The sequence below is a fragment of the Aromatoleum toluolicum genome (genome assembly GCF_012911005.2).
Taxonomy (GTDB): Bacteria; Pseudomonadota; Gammaproteobacteria; order Burkholderiales; family Rhodocyclaceae; genus Aromatoleum; species Aromatoleum toluolicum.
Genome location: NZ_WTVS01000042.1, coordinates 33702 through 51995 on the forward strand (window position 1 = coordinate 33702; position 18294 = coordinate 51995).

Annotated in this window: 22 protein-coding genes; 7 read left to right on the plus strand and 15 right to left on the minus strand. The window is 67.8% G+C overall.

The genetic code is table 11. The features are described from left to right. Positions 1-275 precede the first annotated feature (275 nt). Together GPA27_RS18345 and GPA27_RS18350 are read left to right on the plus strand one after the other, a co-directional pair. On the plus strand, positions 276-533 hold the full coding sequence (locus GPA27_RS18345; protein WP_169141935.1) for a hypothetical protein: 258 nt from the start codon (positions 276-278) through the stop codon (positions 531-533). Between the two features lie 312 nt (positions 534-845). After that, positions 846-2027, plus strand: a complete 1182-nt coding sequence (locus GPA27_RS18350; RefSeq protein ID WP_169141936.1) for a trans-sulfuration enzyme family protein — start codon at positions 846-848, stop codon at positions 2025-2027. Positions 2028-2061: 34 nt separating this feature from the next. On the opposite strand, the gene GPA27_RS18355 is transcribed toward GPA27_RS18350, so the two are convergent. From GPA27_RS18355 to GPA27_RS29510, 5 genes are all read right to left on the minus strand, one after another. Next, complete coding sequence (locus tag GPA27_RS18355; RefSeq protein WP_169141937.1) at positions 2062-2754, minus strand: HAD family hydrolase; 693 nt, start codon at positions 2752-2754, stop codon at positions 2062-2064. A 91-nt stretch (positions 2755-2845) separates the two neighbouring features. Beyond that, complete coding sequence (locus GPA27_RS18360; protein ID WP_246261229.1) at positions 2846-3343, minus strand: hypothetical protein; 498 nt, start codon at positions 3341-3343, stop codon at positions 2846-2848. 45 nt (positions 3344-3388) lie between these two features. Beyond that, on the minus strand, positions 3389-4318 hold the full coding sequence (locus GPA27_RS18365; protein WP_169141939.1) for a PA2778 family cysteine peptidase: 930 nt from the start codon (positions 4316-4318) through the stop codon (positions 3389-3391). Between the two features lies 1 nt (position 4319). Beyond that, the gene (locus GPA27_RS18370) at positions 4320-4676 is read right to left on the minus strand and encodes a PA2779 family protein (protein ID WP_169141940.1); all 357 of its coding nucleotides are present in this window, start codon (positions 4674-4676) and stop codon (positions 4320-4322) included. A 202-nt stretch (positions 4677-4878) separates the two neighbouring features. Further along, the gene (locus GPA27_RS29510) at positions 4879-5034 is read right to left on the minus strand and encodes an NADPH-dependent FMN reductase family protein (RefSeq protein WP_373322777.1); all 156 of its coding nucleotides are present in this window, start codon (positions 5032-5034) and stop codon (positions 4879-4881) included. A gap of 554 nt (positions 5035-5588) precedes the next feature. On the opposite strand from GPA27_RS29510, the gene GPA27_RS18380 reads away from it, so the two are divergent. Continuing rightward, positions 5589-5981 (plus strand): universal stress protein, encoded by a 393-nt coding sequence (locus GPA27_RS18380; protein WP_169141941.1) that lies wholly within the window; start codon positions 5589-5591, stop codon positions 5979-5981. A gap of 99 nt (positions 5982-6080) precedes the next feature. Here GPA27_RS18380 and GPA27_RS18385 read toward each other — a convergent pair whose 3' ends face one another. Beyond that, positions 6081-7046 (minus strand): LysR family transcriptional regulator, encoded by a 966-nt coding sequence (locus tag GPA27_RS18385; RefSeq protein ID WP_169141942.1) that lies wholly within the window; start codon positions 7044-7046, stop codon positions 6081-6083. Positions 7047-7266: 220 nt separating this feature from the next. Between GPA27_RS18385 and GPA27_RS18390 the strand changes: the two genes are divergently transcribed. The 3 genes from GPA27_RS18390 to GPA27_RS18400 are packed head-to-tail and all read left to right on the plus strand — an operon-like array spanning position 7267 to position 11064. Further along, positions 7267-7740 carry a (2Fe-2S)-binding protein gene (locus GPA27_RS18390; RefSeq protein ID WP_169141943.1) on the plus strand — a complete coding sequence of 158 codons (474 nt, stop codon included), beginning with the start codon at positions 7267-7269 and terminating at the stop codon, positions 7738-7740. Between the two features lie 11 nt (positions 7741-7751). Continuing rightward, the gene (locus GPA27_RS18395) at positions 7752-9992 is read left to right on the plus strand and encodes a xanthine dehydrogenase family protein molybdopterin-binding subunit (RefSeq protein WP_169141944.1); all 2241 of its coding nucleotides are present in this window, start codon (positions 7752-7754) and stop codon (positions 9990-9992) included. 40 nt (positions 9993-10032) lie between these two features. Further along, complete coding sequence (locus GPA27_RS18400) at positions 10033-11064, plus strand: XdhC family protein (protein WP_169141945.1); 1032 nt, start codon at positions 10033-10035, stop codon at positions 11062-11064. Positions 11065-11114: 50 nt separating this feature from the next. Here the strand turns inward: GPA27_RS18400 and GPA27_RS18405 are convergent, their stop codons facing one another. Beyond that, positions 11115-11582 carry a hypothetical protein gene (locus GPA27_RS18405; protein ID WP_246261223.1) on the minus strand — a complete coding sequence of 156 codons (468 nt, stop codon included), beginning with the start codon at positions 11580-11582 and terminating at the stop codon, positions 11115-11117. 89 nt (positions 11583-11671) lie between these two features. On the opposite strand from GPA27_RS18405, the gene yghU reads away from it, so the two are divergent. After that, on the plus strand, positions 11672-12550 hold the full coding sequence (gene yghU, locus GPA27_RS18410; RefSeq protein ID WP_169141946.1) for a glutathione-dependent disulfide-bond oxidoreductase: 879 nt from the start codon (positions 11672-11674) through the stop codon (positions 12548-12550). Positions 12551-12618: 68 nt separating this feature from the next. On the opposite strand, the gene GPA27_RS18415 is transcribed toward yghU, so the two are convergent. The 8 genes from GPA27_RS18415 to GPA27_RS18450 all read right to left on the minus strand — a co-directional run. Beyond that, the gene (locus GPA27_RS18415; protein ID WP_169141947.1) at positions 12619-12912 is read right to left on the minus strand and encodes an RnfH family protein; all 294 of its coding nucleotides are present in this window, start codon (positions 12910-12912) and stop codon (positions 12619-12621) included. A gap of 12 nt (positions 12913-12924) precedes the next feature. Further along, positions 12925-13590, minus strand: a complete 666-nt coding sequence (locus GPA27_RS18420) for an electron transport complex subunit E (RefSeq protein WP_169141948.1) — start codon at positions 13588-13590, stop codon at positions 12925-12927. After that, complete coding sequence (gene rsxG / locus GPA27_RS18425; RefSeq protein ID WP_169141949.1) at positions 13587-14222, minus strand: electron transport complex subunit RsxG; 636 nt, start codon at positions 14220-14222, stop codon at positions 13587-13589. The genes GPA27_RS18420 and rsxG overlap by 4 nt, the downstream gene beginning before the upstream one ends. After that, positions 14219-15289: an RnfABCDGE type electron transport complex subunit D gene (locus GPA27_RS18430; RefSeq protein ID WP_169141956.1), complete on the minus strand. Its 1071-nt coding sequence runs from the start codon at positions 15287-15289 to the stop codon at positions 14219-14221. The genes rsxG and GPA27_RS18430 overlap by 4 nt, the downstream gene beginning before the upstream one ends. A 17-nt stretch (positions 15290-15306) precedes the next feature. Next, positions 15307-16860, minus strand: coding sequence for an electron transport complex subunit RsxC (gene rsxC, locus GPA27_RS18435; RefSeq protein ID WP_211165085.1), 1554 nt, complete (start codon positions 16858-16860; stop codon positions 15307-15309). A 13-nt stretch (positions 16861-16873) separates the two neighbouring features. Continuing rightward, positions 16874-17404, minus strand: a complete 531-nt coding sequence (locus GPA27_RS18440; protein ID WP_169141950.1) for an RnfABCDGE type electron transport complex subunit B — start codon at positions 17402-17404, stop codon at positions 16874-16876. A gap of 12 nt (positions 17405-17416) precedes the next feature. After that, complete coding sequence (gene rsxA, locus GPA27_RS18445) at positions 17417-17998, minus strand: electron transport complex subunit RsxA (RefSeq protein WP_169141951.1); 582 nt, start codon at positions 17996-17998, stop codon at positions 17417-17419. Next, positions 17995-18294 (minus strand): SoxR reducing system RseC family protein (locus tag GPA27_RS18450; protein WP_169141952.1); only part of this gene is annotated, 300 nt, incomplete at its 5' end. The genes rsxA and GPA27_RS18450, both read right to left, overlap by 4 nt.

Sequence of the window (18294 nt, forward strand, 5' to 3'; positions counted from 1 at the left end):
TGAGCGTGGGCCGACCGGCGAACGGGAGCCACGCGGAGAAGCACTCCCGTCCTGATCGCGCAGACGTCGTCCGGCTGAAACGAGATTGCCATGTTCCGTTGATAGGGTGAGCAACGTCGATCATCGCAGACACCCGGGAGCGCCAATGAGGTGGAGATTCTTCGATCTGCAACGAATCATCGACGAGATGTTCGTCGACGACTGGCTCTATCCGTGGCAAGCGGGTGCCGTCAGCACCGAAGCCTCGCAATGATCGCGGATACCAATTCGAACGCATGAAAGGCCTGAATTCGATGCCGGAGATGCTGTTTTGCCACTGTTGCCGCGTTCATCACCCCCGCGACGAGATGGACCGCCATCTCACCCGACACGGTTACCGCTGGCGTTGCCGCCGCTCGATCGAAGCCGCGCAGGGCAGCATCGCCGACCGTGACGCGTTCGGCAGGCAGCAATCGCAAATCAATCGCGATCTTGCGCGCCAGAAGGCGAAACGGCAATTCCTCTCCATGCAGGATAGGCGATTATTGCCTTGAAACCGGGGACCTCGATCGCGGCCCCGGAAATGTATCGCCCCGACCAACGCCAACAAACTCCATCGCGTTCGACAGGCAGAACCGCAAGCGGCCTGGTGCAGGAGCTGAAGCTCGTGCGAACCGTGCTCCGGCACCCACACTCAGCATCGCCCCCTCGCGGACTTGCGATCGCTGCACACAGGTTATGCACAGGTTTTTCCACAGAACGTGTGGATAAAGTCGCTGCGGCCGCCTTTGGATCGGTTCCGGATATAGACTGCATCGTAGACCGCTCATTCGGAATATCTCCGTTTCCATAGGAAGTGCCCGCCAATGAATCATCTACGCACCCGCGCCGTACATGCCGGCCAGAAGCCCGATCCGGCGAGTGGCGCGATTGCCACGCCGATCAGCCAGACCTCCGCCTTCGCGTACGGCACGCTGGAGAACGGCGCGGCGATCTTTGCCGGCGAGGCGGACGGTTATCGATACAGCCGATTCGCCAATCCCACGGTCAAGGCGCTCGAGGACAAGATCGCCGATCTGGAAGGCGCCGAGACGGCAGTCGCCTTCAGCAGCGGCACGGCGGCGGTGTCGTCGGTGGTGCTGTCGCAGCTCTCGCCCGGCGACGAGATCGTGTTCCTCGGGCCGCTTTACGGCGGAACGGAAAGCCTGTTCAACGCCTTCGACGGGCGCTTCGGCATCCGCGTCGTCGACGCGGCCGAGCGCGGGCTCGAAGCGAGCCTCTCCCCTGCCACACGCCTGATCTGGGTCGAGACGCTGACCAACCCCACGCTGCACCTGCACGACCTGACGGCCGTCACCGCGCTTGCGCGGGCACGCGGCATCACGACGGTCGCGGACAACACTTTTTGCTCACCGTATCTGACCCGGCCGCTCGAACACGGCATCGATCTTGTGATGCATTCGATGACGAAATACCTCGGCGGGCACGGGGACAGCACCGGCGGCGTGCTGGCCGGCGCGGAGCGGCTGATCGCCCCGGTGCGCGCGACCGGGATGGGGCACGTCGGCGGCAACCTCGCCCCGCACGAGGCCTTCCTGATCCTGCGCGGCGTGAAGACCCTGCCCCTTCGCATGGCGGCGCATTGCGCGGGCGCGGCCGAGGTGGCCGCCTTCCTGTCGTCCCACCCCGCGGTCGCGGCGACGCACTACCCCGGGCTTGCGAGCCATCCCCAACACGCGCTGGCGCGTCGGCAGATGGAAGGCGGCTACGGCGGCATCGTTTCGTTCGAACTGGCGCGGGGCACCCGACGGGCGGCCGCGGCGCTGCTGGACAATCTGAAGCTGTTCACGCAGGCCGTGTCGCTGGGCGATGTCGACAGCCTCGCCTGCCATCCTGCCAGCACCACGCACAGTTTCATCTCGCCGGAAGCGCGGGCGCGGAGCGGGATCGGCGAGGGGCTGATCCGCCTCAGCGTGGGGATCGAGCACCCGCAGGACCTGATCGCCGACCTGCGCGAGGCGCTCGCCGCGAGTGCCGCGGCGGAGTGACCGGGGCGAACAGGACGTACCGGGGGAGCACGCCTTATGTCAGCGCGTTGCACAGCTCGCCGAGGCTCGACAATTCGAGGTCGGGCCGCTCTTCGTGCGGCCACATCACCTGTGTCCGGTTGAGCCAGGCAGCCTGCATCCCGGAATTGCGCGCACCCAGAACATCCAGCAGCGCGTCGTCGCCCACGTGCAGCACCTCGTGCGGCTGCACGCCCGCTGCGTGCGCGGCGGCATGGAAGATCCGGGGATCGGGCTTGGACAGCCCGACCTTGATCGCGACAACACTGGCGACGAAGTACGATTCCAGCCCGATGCGTGCAAGCTCGGCGTTTCCGTTGGTGAGGCTCACCAGCGGATAGCGCGCGGCCAGGAATTCGAGTGCGGGGAGCGCGTCGGGAAAGAGCGTCACGTTATGGCGCTCGGCGAAAAAGAGCTCGAAGGCGGGCTCCGCCAGTGCAGGGTCATCGCCCGCGCTGCACAGTGCGACGCGGATCGACTCGCGGCGCAGTGCGGCGAGGTCATGCGCGAGGTCCGGCCGCTGCAACTCGACGGCGTTGCGGATCTCGCGCAACGCCCGCGGTGTGGCGAACCGCGCCGCCGTCATCGGTGCATTGAGCGCGAGCCATTCATGGAGCACCGTCTCCGCGCGCTCGATGGTGGGCCAGATGGGCCACAGGGTGTCATCCAGATCGAGCGAAATGGCCCGGATTGTTTGCAGGTTCAGCATGCAGGCGAGCTTACCTCATGTGCGCGCCCCGGCCAGCGTTCGCGCATGCGCACGCAAGCTCGCTGGGCGGCGGCGCATTTCCGGACACCGATTATTCGAGTTTCCGGTCTTCGCGCTTGGCGGCCGCCATTGCCTCCGGCTCCAGCGCTTCGGCGTGGCAATTGAAACGGATGAATATCCCCCAGCCGGCAAGGAGGAGCGCTACGGCAGCAATAATGCCCGCCGCGTACAGCAGATGCGCCGGATCCTCGTTTGCCCCCTTGAACGTCGCAACGAGTCCTTCGATTGCGAGTGCGACGACCACAACCACCATGAATCGCGACAAGAACCGCCGTACGCGTGTCGGTCCGCTGATATGGGCGTCACGAATGACTTCCTCTTCGGAAATGGTCTGCGCGATCTGAAGCGCCACGACCGCAGCCGCCAGCAAACCTACCGCTTCGATGACCCCTTGCGCCGCGACCCGGTCCAGCCCCGTGGCGACGGCGATAGCGCCGATGTGGCCGGCGATCACGATGAGCACAAGCGCGGCGCAGGCGAACAGCAGCGCCATCAGCCCGTGAATGATCGAGAACACCCGCATGAGCATTTTCAAGGGCACGTCCTCCGGCAGAGGCGACGGGGCGCCAGACCGTCACCCGCCAGCGATTGATTCGAAAGTGCGGCGGTACGTCGGAAGCCGGGGGCCACCGATCGCCATGGCACGTTCGGCAGCGTCGCGCGCCGCCTGCGCCTGGCCCCGCTCGTGAAGGATCTGGGCGAGGTTGTTCCAGGCATCGCCGGAATCCGGATGATCGGCCGCAGCCCGACGAAAGGCCAACTCGGCCGCCTCGATGTCGCCGCGCGCGTATGCGATGTTGCCGAGCCCCATGCGGGCGACGAGATTGTGCGGCCACCGCCCAAGTGCGGTGCGGTAGGCCCCCTCGGCGGCAGCCGGTGCGACCCGCTCCAGCGCCACGGCCGCGTTCACATATCCGCCTTCGGCGGCCGTGGCGGGCAGGCGGTCCGGCGGCAGCGCGACGAACGCCCACCGCCCGGATTTCGCCCAAGTGCGGTCGAAGGCGTCGATCTCCATGACGAGGCGCTGCTCACGTCCGGAGCGCAGCACCACCTCGCGGCTGCGCAGGTCGTAGCCCACCACCACCGCGTAATGCCACTGCGGCGCCCAATCAAGGCGGAGGTTCTGCAACACCACCACCGGATGGCCGGCGGCCAATTCCTTCAGGAGCGCCTGCGGTTCCGCGGCGAGAGGATAGGCCACGGCGCCGGAGCGGCGCGCCGCTGCCAGCATTTCGGGTTGCAGGCTTCCCTGGCGGGCAGGAATGTAGACCTCGCGCACGAGATCCTCGGGCGCCCGCCGGATGCCGGCACTCCCCAAGGCCGTAGCCAGCGCGGCGGGGCCGCACTGGTACTCCTCCTGCGGATGGAACGGTGCATCCGTCCTTTCGGCCCACGCCGGGAAGGGATCTCCCGGCGGGTTGCCCCAGTCTCCCGGCGGAAAGCTCGCGCAGGCGGCCAGCAGCAAGGCTGCAGCAGCGCTCAGGCAGGCTGCACGTGCTTTCACATCAGAGCGCAATCACCACGAGGATCGCAACGAGGATGATGAGGATCCACTCCATCGTCGTGATGTTGCCCCCTGCCGGCATCGCGTCGATGCGTTGCGCAAGGGCGTGGATTTCCTGCTGGTCCAGGGCGGCCACCCGGTCGGCGGCTGCGATTCCGTCCACGCCCATGGCCAGGAGCCGCTCCTTGACAGTGGCCTGTTCGAGGAAGTGCTGAACCTTGGCGCGGTCGGCCTCGGCGGACGCTTGGCTGGCGACGTCGGGAGTGGATACCAACTCGGCGCGCAGGACCGGCGGGTGAAAGCCGACAGCAAGCGCGAGCAGCGCGATCGGAACGATGCGAGCGGAAGTCTTCTTCATGATCTTCTCCTTCTCCAGGCTGGACAAGTGCCGCTTTGACCCCCCTGGCCAGTGAAGATTGCAGGAAAATTGTCATAAAACCTTTCAGAACCGGCCCGCGTCGCCCCCGACCGGGGGCACCCGCACACTGCGGGCGTGGGCCGTGCGACCGAAACCGGCAGGAGTTCCGGCCCCACGAGCGGCGCAAGCTCGTGTTGCGCGATCAGCGTGCAGCCAGCTTGGCGGCGATCTGGGCGACGTGCTTGCCCTGGAAGCGGGCGATCGCCAGTTCGTTCTCGCTCGGCTGGCGCGAACCGTCGCCCGCGGCCAGCGTCGTCGCGCCGTAGGGGCTGCCGCCGGTAATTTCGTCCATGGTCATCTGTCGCGTTTCCGAATACGGGCAACCGACGATCACCATGCCCTGGTGCAGCAGCGTGGTGTGGAAGCTGGTGATGGTGGTTTCCTGCCCGCCATCTTTTCTATATGCCCGTAGGATGAATAGTACAGAACGAGAACCTTGGCCATGACAACTCCTCATCTATCGATCGGGAACGTTCAACTGCCTGGTACAGCGTCGTGAATGCATCGTCCGGGCGTCTCATCGATGTCATGCCGGCGGGTTGGAAAAGACCGTGCCTGCAGCACGCATTCCGATGTACTGGAGATTGTCTGAACGCGGCGCCCACCGAGTGCTCCTTCAGTGTAGCAATGCGAAATCGCATGCGCCCATCTCCATACGTAAGGGCGCATGGATATGGAAGCTTTCGTCGTGAAACGACGAAATGGGGAAACAATGGTGCGCGCGTATCGCGTCGGAACCAGCACAAAGGAATACGGTTCCGGTTGCCGTGTTGTACGATGCTTGCGATCCGGCCGGCGCGGCTATCGCGATCCTGCCGGCGAACCTGCCGTCACCCGATACGAGGAATCAACATGACCATCATCGTCGCCTATGCCCCTCGCCCCGAAGGCCGTGCAGCGCTCGAGAAAGGTATCGAGCTTGCGCGCCGTTTCGAGGAACGTCTCGTCGTCGTCAATGCCGGTCCCGGCGGCACGACGAACGATCCGTCGCTCGCCGACACCGCGGACGCCGAGGACATCGAGAAGCTGCTCGCTGCGTCCGGCGTGGAAGCGGAGTTCAAGCAGTTCGTGCGCGGCAATAGCGCAGTCGAGGAGATCGAGGACCTGGCCGATAAGCTCCAGGCGTCCCTCGTCATCATCGGCCTGCGCAGGCGCTCGCCGGTCGGCAAGCTGTTCCTCGGCAGCACCGCGCAGGACCTGCTGCTGAAGGTGGGCTGCCCGGTGCTCGCGGTCAAGGTCAGCTGACGCAGGGATTCCGCGCCTTCACACGGGACGGGGGCGCGCGTCTCTTGCCCCTGCTCCCCGCATTCGGCGCGGGCGCTCTCGCGCGGTCCCTGTTCACACCTACGAGGATGGATCGCGCGTCGTCCCGCTCATGTCGCGGATCTCCCGCTCGCTGAGGGCATAGTCCGGACTGTCCGTCAGGCGCGCGAGCGCGAAGTCGATGAACTTGCGCACCCGCGCCGGTTGCGCACGCCGGCTTCCGTAGAAGAGATGGACGCTCATGTGGTCGGTCATGTACTGCGCGAGCACCGGCACAAGACGGCCGGCACGCAGATGCGGCACGGCTGAAAAACCCGCAAGCTGGCCGATCACCAGCCCGTCGAGCACCGCCTGCAGTTCGGTCTCGGCATCGTTGGTCGACAAGGCCGGCGGAAATTCGCGCTGGACCACTTCGTCGCCGATCTTCAGGAACCACGGATAGACCCGGCCGGTCGCCGGATGGCGAAACACGCTGCAGCGATGGGTGGCGAGTTCGTCCAGGCTCTTCGGAAGCCCGTAGCGCTCGAGATATGCCGGGGCGGCGCAGATGATCAGCGGCACCACGAAGAGCTTGCGCGCGATCAGGCCCTCCTCCGGCGGCGAGCCGATCCGAAACCCCACGTCCGCGCGCTCCTGCACCCAGTTCGCGATCTGGTCGTCGAGATGGAGGTCGGCCTGCACGTCGGGATGTTCCTGGCAAAAGGCATTGATCACCGGCCACAGCAGCGACGCGAAACTCGATCGCGGTGCGATGATGCGCAAGGGCCCGGCGATCTCATCCTTGGCAACCGTTACTCGCCGCAGCGCGCGTTCGAGCATCGCCATCGCCGGCTGGGCCGATTCCAGAAATTGCTGCCCCTCCTCGGTCAGCGCAATGTGCCGCGTCGTACGGTGCAGCAGACGCACGCCGAGGTGCTGCTCGAGCTGCGCCACGGCCTGGCTGGCGGCCTGCGGGCTCACGCCCAGCGCCGCGGCGGCCTTGCGCAGGCTGCCCAGCTCCACTGCCTTTGAGAAGGTGCTGATGGCGCGCATCTCGTTGATCGGCATCGGACCTCTCCAAGGTGTTAGCAGAAACGGGGCGACGGGAGATTAGCAAGTTTCGCTTGCTAGTGGTTCAAGATGTTGCTCGCTATTCGATGAACAATACAGGCCATAAGCTTCACGGCAGGCAAGAAGGAACCTCCGACTCACGCCCGTCCCCGCTTTGGCTTCCGTGAAAACCGGTGCCGCCGCGCCCAACATCCGACTGATGCAGGATCGAACCGCCATGACCACTCTCGATATCAACGGCCGCGAGCACACGCTCGACGTCGCGACCGGCACGCCCTTGCTGTGGGCACTGCGGGACACCCTGGGTCTCACCGGCACCAAGTTCGGCTGCGGCGCCGCCCTGTGCGGCGCCTGTACGGTGCACCTCGACGGACAGGCCGTCCGATCGTGCATCACCCCGATCTCCGCCGCAGCAGGCAAGAAGATCACCACCATCGAAGCAGCCACCGACGGCGGCGACCGCATCGGCACCGCCGTGCGCGACGCTTGGGTCAAGCACGACGTGGCCCAGTGCGGCTACTGCCAGAGCGGCCAGATCATGAGCGCCACCGCGTTCCTGAAGTCGCTGCCCAAGGGCAAGCAGCCCACGCCCGACGAAATCGACGCAGCGATGGCGGGAAACCTCTGTCGCTGCGGTACCTACGCCCGCATCCGCGCCGCCATCGCCGACGCGGCCCGCACGATTGCCTGACCGAGACCGACATGCTGCCCAACACCTTCCCCGACCCGCTGCCGCCCGCTCTGCGCGACCTGCTGGAGCGTGACGATCCCGCTCCGCAGGCCGCGATGTCCCGCCGCAGCTTCCTGAAGCTGACCGGACTGGGCGGCCTTGCACTGGGCGCCTTTCCCCTAATGGCAGCGGCGCAAGGCGTCACCGGCCAGACCGAAGCCCTCAAGCCCACGCAGCAGCCTTCCGCCTTCCTGCACATCGATGCCGACGGCGTCGTGACCGTCGCGATCAACCGCCTCGAGTTCGGTCAGGGGGTGCAGACCGCGCTGCCGATGATCCTGGCCGAGGAGCTGGACGCGGATTGGGCCAAGGTGCGGACGCGCTTTGGCGACAGTTCTCCCGCCTATGCCGATCCGGCCTACGGTATCCACATCACCGGCGGCTCCAACTCGGTGAAGAACAGCTTCCTGCAGTATCGCGAGCTCGGCGCCCGCGCCCGTGCGATGCTCCTTTCGGCCGCCGCGGCACGCTGGAAGGTCGACGTGGCGGCGCTGCGCACCGAATCGGGCAAGGTGCTCGGCCCGGGCGGGCGCAGCCTGGGTTATGGCGAACTGGCCGAAGCCGCGATGGCGCAGCCCGTTCCCGCACGCGTCGCGCTCAAGGACCGGAAGAATTTCCGCCTCATCGGGCAGGCGACGCCCCGCCTCGACGGCGCCGCGAAGAGCAGCGGGCGGCAGGACTTCGGCATCGACGTGCGCCTGCCGGGCCAGCTCACCGCGGTGATCGCACACCCGCCGGTGTTCGGCGCAAGGCTGCGCACCGTGGACGACAAGGCTGCACGCCGCGTCAAGGGCGTGAAGGCCGTGCTGCGCGTCCCGCTCGAACGCGGAGGCGAAGGCGTCGCGGTGCTGGCCGACGGCTACTGGCCGGCGAAGCAGGGCCGCGAGGCGCTGGCGCTGGAGTGGGACACGGCCGCCGTCGAACGCGTCGACAGTGCGCGCCAGTTGGCACAGTACCGCGAGCTCGCCGCGCAACCCGGCCCGCGCCACTTCGATGCCGACATGACGCCGCTCGACAGCGCGCCGCACAGGATCGAAGCGGAGTTCGTCTTTCCTTATCTTGCGCACGCGCCGATGGAGCCGCTCAACTGCACCGTGCGGATCGGCGCCGACGGGGCCGAGCTGTGGGTCGGCACCCAGTTTCCCGGCGTCGACGGACAGGCCGCGGCGCGTGTGTTCGGGCTGAAGCCCGAACAGGTGAAGGTGCATGTGCAGATGGCCGGCGGCGGATTCGGCCGCCGCGCGGTCGGCTCGAGCGACTACGTGGTCGAGGCCTGCGAAATCGCCAAGGCGGCCCGCGCCGCCGGATTCGATGCGCCCGTACGCATGGTATGGAGCCGCGAGGACGACATCCGCGGCGGCTATTACCGGCCGATGCATCTGCATCGGGCGCGCATCGGCTTCGACGGGCGCGGCCGCGTCCTCGCGTGGGATCACGTGCTGGTCGGCCAGTCGATCGCCGCGGGCACCCCGTTCGAGGGCGGCATGGTGAAGAATGGCGTCGACCGCAGCGCGGTGGAAGGCATGCGGGAACCCTATCCGCTGCCGATGCGCCTCACCGTGCACCATCCGAAACTCAACGTCCCGGTGCTGTGGTGGCGCAGCGTGGGCTCCACTCACACCGCCTTCGTGATGGAGACGCTGCTCGACGAGATCGCGCGAGCGACGCAGCAGGATCCGGTCGCCTATCGCCTGGCGCTCTTCGGCGACCAGCACCCGCGCCACCGTGCGGCCCTGCAGTTGGCGGTGGACAAGAGCGGCTATGGCAAGCGGCACCTTCCCGCAGGCCGCGCCTGGGGCGTGGCGGTGCACGAGTCCTTCAGCTCGGTGGTCGCTTACGTGGTCGAAGCCTCGCTGCATCAGGGCCGGCCGATGCTCCACCGCGTGACCGCCGGCGTACACTGCAATCTCGCCGTGAACCCGCGCGGCGTGGAGGCGCAGGTGCAGGGGGCGGCGATGATGGCGCTGTCGATGTGCATGCCGGGGGCGGCGATCACGTTCAAGGACGGTGAAGTCGAGCAACGCAACTTCGACGCCTACACGGTCGCACGCATCACCGACGCGCCCGAGTTCGACGTGCACATCGTCCCCAGTGCAGAGCCGCCGACCGGCATGGGGGAGCCGGGGCTGCCGCCCCTGGCGCCGGCCTTCGCCAATGCGATCGCGCGGCTGACGGGACAGCCGATTCGCGAACTGCCCTTCAGGCTCGCCTGAACGCGCCCTGACAGTACGCGGATATCATCGGAGGAACACGATGGAAGATCTCGACACCCTGGTTCTGCGCACCGCGTGCGGGTGGCAGGCGGACGGCCTGCCGGTCGTGCTGGTCACCGTCGCCCGCACTTGGGGCTCGTCGCCGCGTCCGCCCGGCTCGCTGATGGCCATCAACGCCGACGGGGCGACGGTGGGTTCGGTGTCGGGCGGCTGCATCGAGGACGACCTGATCGAGCGCATCCGCAGCGGCGGCATCCACGCGGCCTGCCCTGCCCTCGCGCCGACCGTGCAGCGCTACGGCATCACCGCCGACGAGGCGCACCGCTTCGGCCTGCCTTGCGGCGGCACCATCGAGCTGGTGCTGGAGCCGGTGTCACCGCACAGCCGGCTGGACGAACTGCTGGCGGCGTGCGAGCAGCGCCGCAGCGTCGAACGCATCCTCGATCTCGCCACCGGTGGGGTCGAGTTGCGCGACGGGCGCCGCGATGGCGTGCCGCATCTGGACGAACGGCGTCTCACGACCTATCTCGGGCCCCAGTTCCGCATCATCGTCATCGGCGCCGGCGACCTGTCGCGTTTCCTGTGCCAGATCGCGCTCGGCCTGGGCTTCGAGGTGATCGTCTGCGACCCCCGCATCGAACGCCACGCGGCCTGGTCCCTGCCGGGCGTCGAGATCAGCCGCGAGATGCCGGATGACCTGATCCTGCGCCTCAAGCCCGATGCGCGCACCGCCGTGGTGGCGCTGACGCACGACCCGAAGCTCGACGACCTCGCGCTGATCGATGCGCTGCGGTCCGACGCCTTCTATGTCGCTGCCATCGGGTCGCGACGGAATACGTCATTGCGGCGCGAGCGGCTGGGCACCCATTTCGGCCTGACCGAGGCGGAACTGGCGTCCCTGCACGGCCCGGCGGGACTCTACATCGGCAGCAAGACCCCAGCCGAAATCGCACTGTCGATCATGGCGGAACTGGTCGCGGTGAAGAACGGCGTCGCGCTGCCGGCGCAGGCGCGCGTCGATACGGGCAAGGTCGGGCAATCGACGCCGCTCGAAACGGGATGCGGGATCTGACGGGGGCGACGAGACGGATCGGAAACCCGTCGTGCCACCGCGGACCAGAACTAGCGCTGGAAACACGTCTCCGTTCCGAAGTTTCCGCCCTTGAATTCGGGCTCGTAGTAGTACTTCGTGAAGGTCCATTTGCCGTTCTTGCCCTTCGCGAACGACGCGATCCCGGTGCCGTAATCCTTGGGCGCCGGGTCGGTGTTCGCGAAAAAGATGCCCATCTCCCGGCCCTTCGCCGCAGCCTGGCCAGGGTACTCGCCGTATCCCGACACCTCGAGCTTGAAGCGATAGGCCCCGTACTCGCCGTGGCTCTGGGAGGGCACCAGTTCCAGCGTCACAACGCCGTTGTACGGTCCTTCGTGGCTGTCCATGCCGCGGCAGTCATAGACGCCGCTGTAATCCACCCCCTTGAACGGCACGGGCGCCATGCGCCTCGAGGCGGGCTTCGCGGCGGACGTCTCCTGCGCCAGCGCGGGGGCCGAGCACAGCATGAGCCCGAGAAATGCGGACGACGGAATTTTCATTGGAGCACGGTGTCGATGAGGGTTCGATATTCTAAATGCGAAGTGCTGCAGGACTTCCGCATCCGAGCTGAAGGTTTGAGGACATTCCGATGAGCGACAACACCTACACACCGCCGAAAGTCTGGAAATGGGAAGCACCCAGCGGCGGCAAGTTCGCCCACATCAACCGCCCGATCGCGGGCCCCACGCACGAGAAGGCGCTTCCGGTCGGCAAGCACCCGCTGCAGCTGTATTCGCTGGCAACGCCGAATGGCGTGAAGGTCACGATCATGTTGGAGGAGTTGCTCGAGCGCGGCATCTCCGGGGCCGAGTACGACGCTCACCTGATCCGCATCACCGAGGGCGACCAGTTCGGCAGCGGCTTCGTCGCGGTGAATCCCAACTCCAAGATCCCCGCCCTGCTCGACCGCAGCGTCACCCCGCCGCTCCGCGTGTTCGAGTCCGGTTCGATCCTGCTGTACCTCGCGGAGAAGTTCGACGCCTTCATGCCCAAGGCGTTGGCCGGGCGCACCGAGTGCCTGTCGTGGCTGTTCTGGCAGATGGGCAGCGGTCCCTTCCTGGGCGGCGGCTTCGGCCATTTCTACGTCTATGCGCCGGAGAAATACGAGTACCCGATCAACCGCTATGCGATGGAGGCGAAACGCCAGCTCGACGTACTGAACCGCCAGCTGGCCGAGCGGCGCTACATCGCCGGCGACGACTACACCATCGCCGACATCGCGATCTGGCCGTGGTACGGCGGGCTGGTGCTGAATCACGTATACGAGGCGGCCGAGTTCCTCGAAGCCCACACCTACACGCACGTGCTGCGCTGGGCGCGCGAAATCGGCCTGCGGCCGGCCGTGCAGCGCGGCCGCAAGGTCAATCGCACCTGGGGCGAACCGGGCGAGCAGCTCCACGAGCGGCACGACGCGAGCGATTTCGAGTACCGGACGCAGGACAAGCTCGCGACGGGGCAGGACGGCTGAGGGACGGCGCCCTCCGACGCGCCGATCCGGCGCATCGCTTGACTCCGCCGGCAGCGGGCGGCGCCTGCTCAGGCCCCTGCCGCAGGCGCTTCCGCGTTGTTGCGCGTCCTGCGCACCGGCACCGCCTTGGGATCGCAGGTGATCGGGCGGTAGATCTCGACCCGGTCGCCGTCCTTGAGGGCGGCGTCCAGCTTGACCACCCGCGCATAGACGCCGACCTTCTGCACCGCGAGGTCGATGTGCGGGAAAAGTCCGAGAATGCCCGAACGCTCGATGGCAGCCTTCACGCTGCTGCCTTCGGGCAGTTCGAGCTTCAACGATACCTGCTGCCCCGGTTCCGAATAAGCGACCACGATCTGCATCGACGACCTCCTTCAGCTTGCCGCCGCGGGCACGGACGCCACTGCGTCCGCACGCCGCCGGCCCTCGAACACGCGCTTCGCCGCAAGGAGCAGCCCGAGCACGGCGAAGCCCCCGGGCGGCAGGATCATCAGCAAGGCGCCCTCATAGGCCGGCACGCGCATTTCGAGGAACGCAAAGCTCGGGCCGAGCAACAGGCTCGCCTGCGCGAACAGCGTCCCGGCACCGAACAGCTCGCGGATCAGGCCGATCACCGTCAGCGCCAGCGTGAAGCCGAGTCCGGTCGCCAAGCCGTCGACGGCCGAGGCCGCGACGCCGTTCTTGCTCGCGAAGGCTTCCGCGCGCCCGAGGATCGCGCAATTGACCACGATCAGCGCGATGAAGAGCCCCAGCACCTTGTACAGCTCGTGCGCCCACGCATTCAGCACGAGATCGACGATCGTCACCAGCGTCGCGATCAGCACGACGAAGACGGGGATGCGGACCTGCGTGCTGACCACGTCGCGGATGAGCGATACGAGCATGTTCGACACGACCAGCACCGCGGTCGTCGCCAGGCCCATCGCGAGCGCGTTGGTGCCGGTGGTCGTCACCGCCATGGTCGGGCACAGCGCGAGCATCTGCGAGAACACGACATTGCACCCCCACAGCCCCTCGCGCAGGATGCGTGCGTGACTCATGTGCGATCTCCCAGGATTTCGGCGCGCTGCGCCGAGAAGAACTCCAGCCCGGAACGGACCGCCTTCACCACCGCACGCGGCGTGATCGTGGCCCCCGCGAAGGCGTCGAACACGCCGCCGTCCTTCTTTACAGCCCACTGCGCAGGCACCGGTTCGGCGAGCGACTTGCCGGCGAAGCCGTCGATCCACGGCGACTTCGCGCGGTCGATCTTGTCGCCCAGCCCGGGTGTCTCGGCGTGTTTCAGCACGCGCACGCCGAGGACGCGACCGTCCGCATCGACGGCCATCAGCAGCGCCACCTCGCCGGCGTAGCCGCGCTCCGCCATGCGGAAGACGGCGCCAACGGTAGCGCCCGCGCGACGGGCGACGTGCACCCGCACCGGCCCGCGCGCGCCGTCGACCTCCACCACATCCGCCAACAGGTCGTTGTCGGCGAAACCTTCAGGCATGACCTGCGCGAGGGTGTTACGCAGATCAGTCGCTTCGGCGGCGGCAATGGGCGCCTTCGTCGCACCATGCGCCCACGTCAGCGCAGCGCCCGCCAACAGGGCCGAAACGGCGAGCAGGACGGGCTGGTAGCCGAGCCGCTCGCGGATCGCGGCGATACCGCCCGGGGTCTCTGGAACACTCATTCGGCACTCCCTTGCGTCGCCCGGATCGGCGCACCGCGCCGCGTCCGTCCCAGGATCCGCGGGCGGCAATAGCGGTCGATGACCGGAGTCAGCGCATTGAACAGCAGCACCGCGAAGGCGATCCCTTCGGGATAGCCGCCCCAGCTGCGGATGATCCACGTCAGCAGGCCGATGCCGATGCCGTAGAGCAGTTGTCCGGCCGCCGTATTGGGCGAGGTGACATAGTCGGTTGCGATGAAGAACGCGCCCAGCACGACCGCACCGGAGGCGAGGTGCGTCGTCGCGGAAAGGTAGTGGCCGGGATCGATCGCGTGCGCCACCACGGCGGGCAGCGCAACGCCGGCCAATACGCCGACCGGGATGTGCCAGCGGATCACGCCGCGCGCCAGCAGGTAGAGTCCGCCCAGAAGCAGCAGCAAAGCACCGGTCTCGCCGAGGCTGCCCGGACGGGCACCGTGCCACGCGGAAAGCGCCCCGCCGGCCGCATCGAGCGCCTGCGCGAGGTCGATGCCGCGCGACAGCTCGGTCTTGGCATGGCCGAGGAGCGAGGCCGAGGTCACGGCATCGGGCACCGGCAGCGTCCCCAGCGTGATGCGCAACCCCTCGAGGAAACCCGGCGCCACCGCCGACCCGAGCGGCAACGGCGCCACCCACTGGGTCATCGCCACCGGGAACGACACCAGCAGCGCAACGCGCGCGACCATCGCCGGATTGAACAGGTTCTGCCCGAGCCCGCCGTACACCTGCTTGCCGATGGCGATCGCGATGACGCCTCCGAGCGCACCGATCCAGCCCGGCGCCCACGGCGGTAGCGAGAGCGCGAGCAGCCAGCCGGTGAGCAGCGCCGAACCGTCCCACAGCCGGCTCTCGCAGCCGCGCAGACGCTGACAAAACGCTTCCGTGAGCAGGCACGCCCCGACCGTGATCACGAACAGATGCACCGCCGGCCAGCCGAAAATCCAGAACCCGAACAGGGTCGCCGGCAGCAGCGCAAGTTGCACGCGTCGCATCGTGCGCCCGACGTCCGTCCCCACATGTGCATGGGGAGCCGGCGCCGGTGCCGGCATGAATTGATCATGGCCGCTCACGCGCACACTCCTGCTTCCTCGCTCGCGTCCTCGACTGCCTTCTCTGCGACCGCGGCCGGCTGCTTGGCGGCCGCTGCGGCTGCCAGGGACGCGGCCGCGCGCCGGGCAAGCGCCTCGGCCTTTTCACGCTCCTCGCGTTCGACCCGCTCGGCTTTCGCCCGCGTGAGCGTGCGGATCGTCTCATTGCGCTGCGTGCCGCGTGCCCGCGCGGCGAGTTCGCCCTTCGCATGGTGAAAGTACTGCACCAGCGGGATGCGCGACGGACACACGTAGGCGCAGCATCCGCAGGCGATGCAATCCGCGAGGCCGAAGCGCGCGGCGGCATCGACCTCGCCCGCACGGACCCGCGCGGCGATCTCCAGCGGCAGCAGACCGACCGGGCACGCCCGCATGCAATCGCCGCAGCGGATGCAAGGACTGCCGTCGCCCTCGCCCTCGCCCACCTCCGCCGCATCGAGCACCAGAATGCCGCCCGTGCCCTTGATCACCGGGACCTCCAGCGTCGGCACCTGCATGCCGGTCATCGGACCACCGAGGAGTAGGCGCGCCGGGCCGCCGTGTTCGGCGCGCAACCCGCCGCAGAACGCGAGCACCTCCCCGGCGAGCGTGCCGATCGGCACTTCAACGTTCCCCGGCTGGCGGACGCAGGCGCCATTCACGGTGACCATCCGCGACACCAGCGGACGCCCGAAGCGGACGGCGTTGCGCACCGCCACCGCGGTACCGACGTTATGCACGACGACGCCGATGTCGGACGGACGCCCTTCGGCCGGCACCTCGCGCCCGGTCAGGACCAGGATGAGATGCTTCTCCGACCCCATCGGATAGCGCGTCGGGATCACCTCGACGCGGATGCGCGCGTGTCCGGCAACGGCTGCCCGCATCGCGGCGATCGCTTCCGGTTTGTTGTCTTCGATACCGATCCGCGCCTCGCGCGCACCGGTCGCGTGCAGCATGATCGCAATGCCATCGACGGACTCCGCCGCGCGGTCGCGCATCAGGCGATCGTCGCAGGACAGGAAGGGCTCGCACTCGCTCGCGTTGATGATCAGCAGGTCCACCCGCGCGCCGAGTCCGCCCGAGATCTTCACCGCCGACGGAAATGCAGCGCCGCCGAGTCCGACCACGCCCGCCCGCGCCACGCGCCGGCCGATCTCCGCCGGATCGAGCGCGAACGGATCGTCGCAGGTTTCGAGCTCGCACCATTCGTCGCGCCCATCGCTCGCTATCGTGATCCCCCGCACCGGCAAGCCGGACGGATGCGGCGCGACGATGTCGCCGATCGCGTTCACGCGCCCGGAGGTCGGCGCATGGATCGCCGCCGACACCGCGCCCTGCGGCTCGCCGATGCGCTGGCCCTTCCTGACGTGATCGCCCACCGCGACGATGGCGCGCGCCGGGCTGCCGATGTGCTGCACCAGCGGCACGTAAAGACGGGCCGGCGGCGGCATCACGCGCAAGGGCGCGTCGGCGGCCGGGCGCTTGTGGTCGTCCGGATGCACGCCGCCGCTGAAACGCGCCGTGCGCAGGAATCGATCGAGAATACCCATGTCCAGCTCCCCCTCAGGCCCGCAACGCCGGTTTCGGCCAGAACCACTGCTGCAGCGTGACCGGCAGCGGCTGCATCACCATCGCCTCGGTCGGGCATTGATCGATGCACTGCGCGCAGCCGCTGCAGGAATCGCGCATCACGTTGTGGATCTGCTTCGGCCCGCCCAGGATCGCGTCGGTCGGACACGCGCGGATGCAGCGCGTGCAGCCGATGCAGATCGATTCGTCGATGTCGGCGACCAGCGGCCCCGGGTCCTCCGCCCCGCCGAGCTCGACGCTCACGCCCAGGCGCTGCGCGATGGTCACCGCGAGCGAACGCCCGCCGGGCGGGCAGCATGTCGGCGACGCCTGGCCCGCCGCGATCGCTGCCGCGGCGCCGGCGCAGCCGGGAAAGCCGCACTGGCCGCAGTTCGAGCCGGGCATCAGCGCCTCGATCTCCTCGACAAGCGGATTGCCCTCCACCTGGAAGAAGCGGTTTGCGAATCCGAGCACCGTTCCCAGCACTGCGCCGAGGATCGTGAGACTGAGGATGGCAGCAAGCATGATGTGATCTCCTCAGGCGGGGATGAGTCCGGAGAAGCCCATGAAGGCGAGGCTCAACAGGCTGATCGTGATGAAGGCCGCGGGGGCCCCGGAGAAGGCGGCCGGCACGCTGGCGAGCGCGAGGCGTTCGCGCAGCCCCGCGAAGATGAGCAGGACGATCGTAAAACCGAGCGCGGAGCCGAAGCCGAACAGCACGCTCTTCACGAAGCCGTAGCCCTGCTGCACGTTCAGCAGCGCCACGCCCAGCACCGCGCAGTTCGTCGTGATCAGCGGCAGGTAGATGCCGAGGCTCTCGTACAGCGCCGGGCTCGTCTTGCGAATCGCCATCTCGGTGAATTGCACCGCGGCGGCGATGACGAGGATGAAGCTGAGGATGCGCAGGAAGCCGAGGTCGAACGGCGCCAGCAGCCAGTGCTCGAGCATCCAGCTCGCCGCTGCGGCAAGCGTGATCACGAAGGTGGTCGCGAGCCCCATCCCGAGGGCGGCATCGACGCTCTTCGACACCCCCATCGTCGGACACAGGCCGAGAAACTTCACGAGGACCACGTTGTTGATGAGCGCGGTCGACAGGAGCAGCAGCAGATATTCGTTCATGCCACACGCTCCTGGTTGCCGCTGCTGCCCGAAAGCGCGCTCGCGTGGCGCAGCACCCGCGGCCCCTCCGCCGCCCGCGCACCGGCCCACCGCGCAAGCGCGAGGCCCACAGCCAGGCCACCCGCCATCGCCACGGCGGTCATCGACTCGCCGGCGCCCGCCATTTCCGCCAGGAGTGCGGCACCGAGCATCACCGCCAACGGCAGCGCGTAAGCCGTTAGCGCTGCCCGCGCGAGCGCGTCGTCGCGCAAACCGACGACGATCCTGTCGCCGACGGCAAGGCGGTCGGCGACAGG

Excerpts from the sequence above, each read along its gene's own strand:
- rsxG (WP_169141949.1), bottom strand. The coding sequence starts at position 14,222 with ATGAGTGTTCCAGAGACCCCGGGCGGTATCGCCGCGATCCGCGAGCGG.
- GPA27_RS18360 (WP_246261229.1), bottom strand. The coding sequence starts at position 3,343 with ATGCTCATGCGGGTGTTCTCGATCATTCACGGGCTGATGGCGCTGCTG.
- GPA27_RS18355 (WP_169141937.1), bottom strand. The coding sequence starts at position 2,754 with ATGCTGAACCTGCAAACAATCCGGGCCATTTCGCTCGATCTGGATGAC.
- GPA27_RS18395 (WP_169141944.1), top strand. The coding sequence starts at position 7,752 with ATGCTGCCCAACACCTTCCCCGACCCGCTGCCGCCCGCTCTGCGCGAC.
- GPA27_RS29510 (WP_373322777.1), bottom strand. The coding sequence starts at position 5,034 with ATGACCATGGACGAAATTACCGGCGGCAGCCCCTACGGCGCGACGACG.
- rsxC (WP_211165085.1), bottom strand. The coding sequence starts at position 16,860 with ATGGGTATTCTCGATCGATTCCTGCGCACGGCGCGTTTCAGCGGCGGC.
- GPA27_RS18390 (WP_169141943.1), top strand. The coding sequence starts at position 7,267 with ATGACCACTCTCGATATCAACGGCCGCGAGCACACGCTCGACGTCGCG.
- yghU (WP_169141946.1), top strand. The coding sequence starts at position 11,672 with ATGAGCGACAACACCTACACACCGCCGAAAGTCTGGAAATGGGAAGCA.
- GPA27_RS18380 (WP_169141941.1), top strand. The coding sequence starts at position 5,589 with ATGACCATCATCGTCGCCTATGCCCCTCGCCCCGAAGGCCGTGCAGCG.
- GPA27_RS18350 (WP_169141936.1), top strand. The coding sequence starts at position 846 with ATGAATCATCTACGCACCCGCGCCGTACATGCCGGCCAGAAGCCCGAT.
- GPA27_RS18420 (WP_169141948.1), bottom strand. The coding sequence starts at position 13,590 with ATGAGTCACGCACGCATCCTGCGCGAGGGGCTGTGGGGGTGCAATGTC.
- GPA27_RS18370 (WP_169141940.1), bottom strand. The coding sequence starts at position 4,676 with ATGAAGAAGACTTCCGCTCGCATCGTTCCGATCGCGCTGCTCGCGCTT.
- GPA27_RS18345 (WP_169141935.1), top strand. The coding sequence starts at position 276 with ATGAAAGGCCTGAATTCGATGCCGGAGATGCTGTTTTGCCACTGTTGC.
- rsxA (WP_169141951.1), bottom strand. The coding sequence starts at position 17,998 with ATGAACGAATATCTGCTGCTGCTCCTGTCGACCGCGCTCATCAACAAC.
- GPA27_RS18400 (WP_169141945.1), top strand. The coding sequence starts at position 10,033 with ATGGAAGATCTCGACACCCTGGTTCTGCGCACCGCGTGCGGGTGGCAG.
- GPA27_RS18440 (WP_169141950.1), bottom strand. The coding sequence starts at position 17,404 with ATGCTTGCTGCCATCCTCAGTCTCACGATCCTCGGCGCAGTGCTGGGA.
- GPA27_RS18405 (WP_246261223.1), bottom strand. The coding sequence starts at position 11,582 with ATGAAAATTCCGTCGTCCGCATTTCTCGGGCTCATGCTGTGCTCGGCC.
- GPA27_RS18385 (WP_169141942.1), bottom strand. The coding sequence starts at position 7,046 with ATGCCGATCAACGAGATGCGCGCCATCAGCACCTTCTCAAAGGCAGTG.
- GPA27_RS18415 (WP_169141947.1), bottom strand. The coding sequence starts at position 12,912 with ATGCAGATCGTGGTCGCTTATTCGGAACCGGGGCAGCAGGTATCGTTG.
- GPA27_RS18430 (WP_169141956.1), bottom strand. The coding sequence starts at position 15,289 with ATGCCGGCACCGGCGCCGGCTCCCCATGCACATGTGGGGACGGACGTC.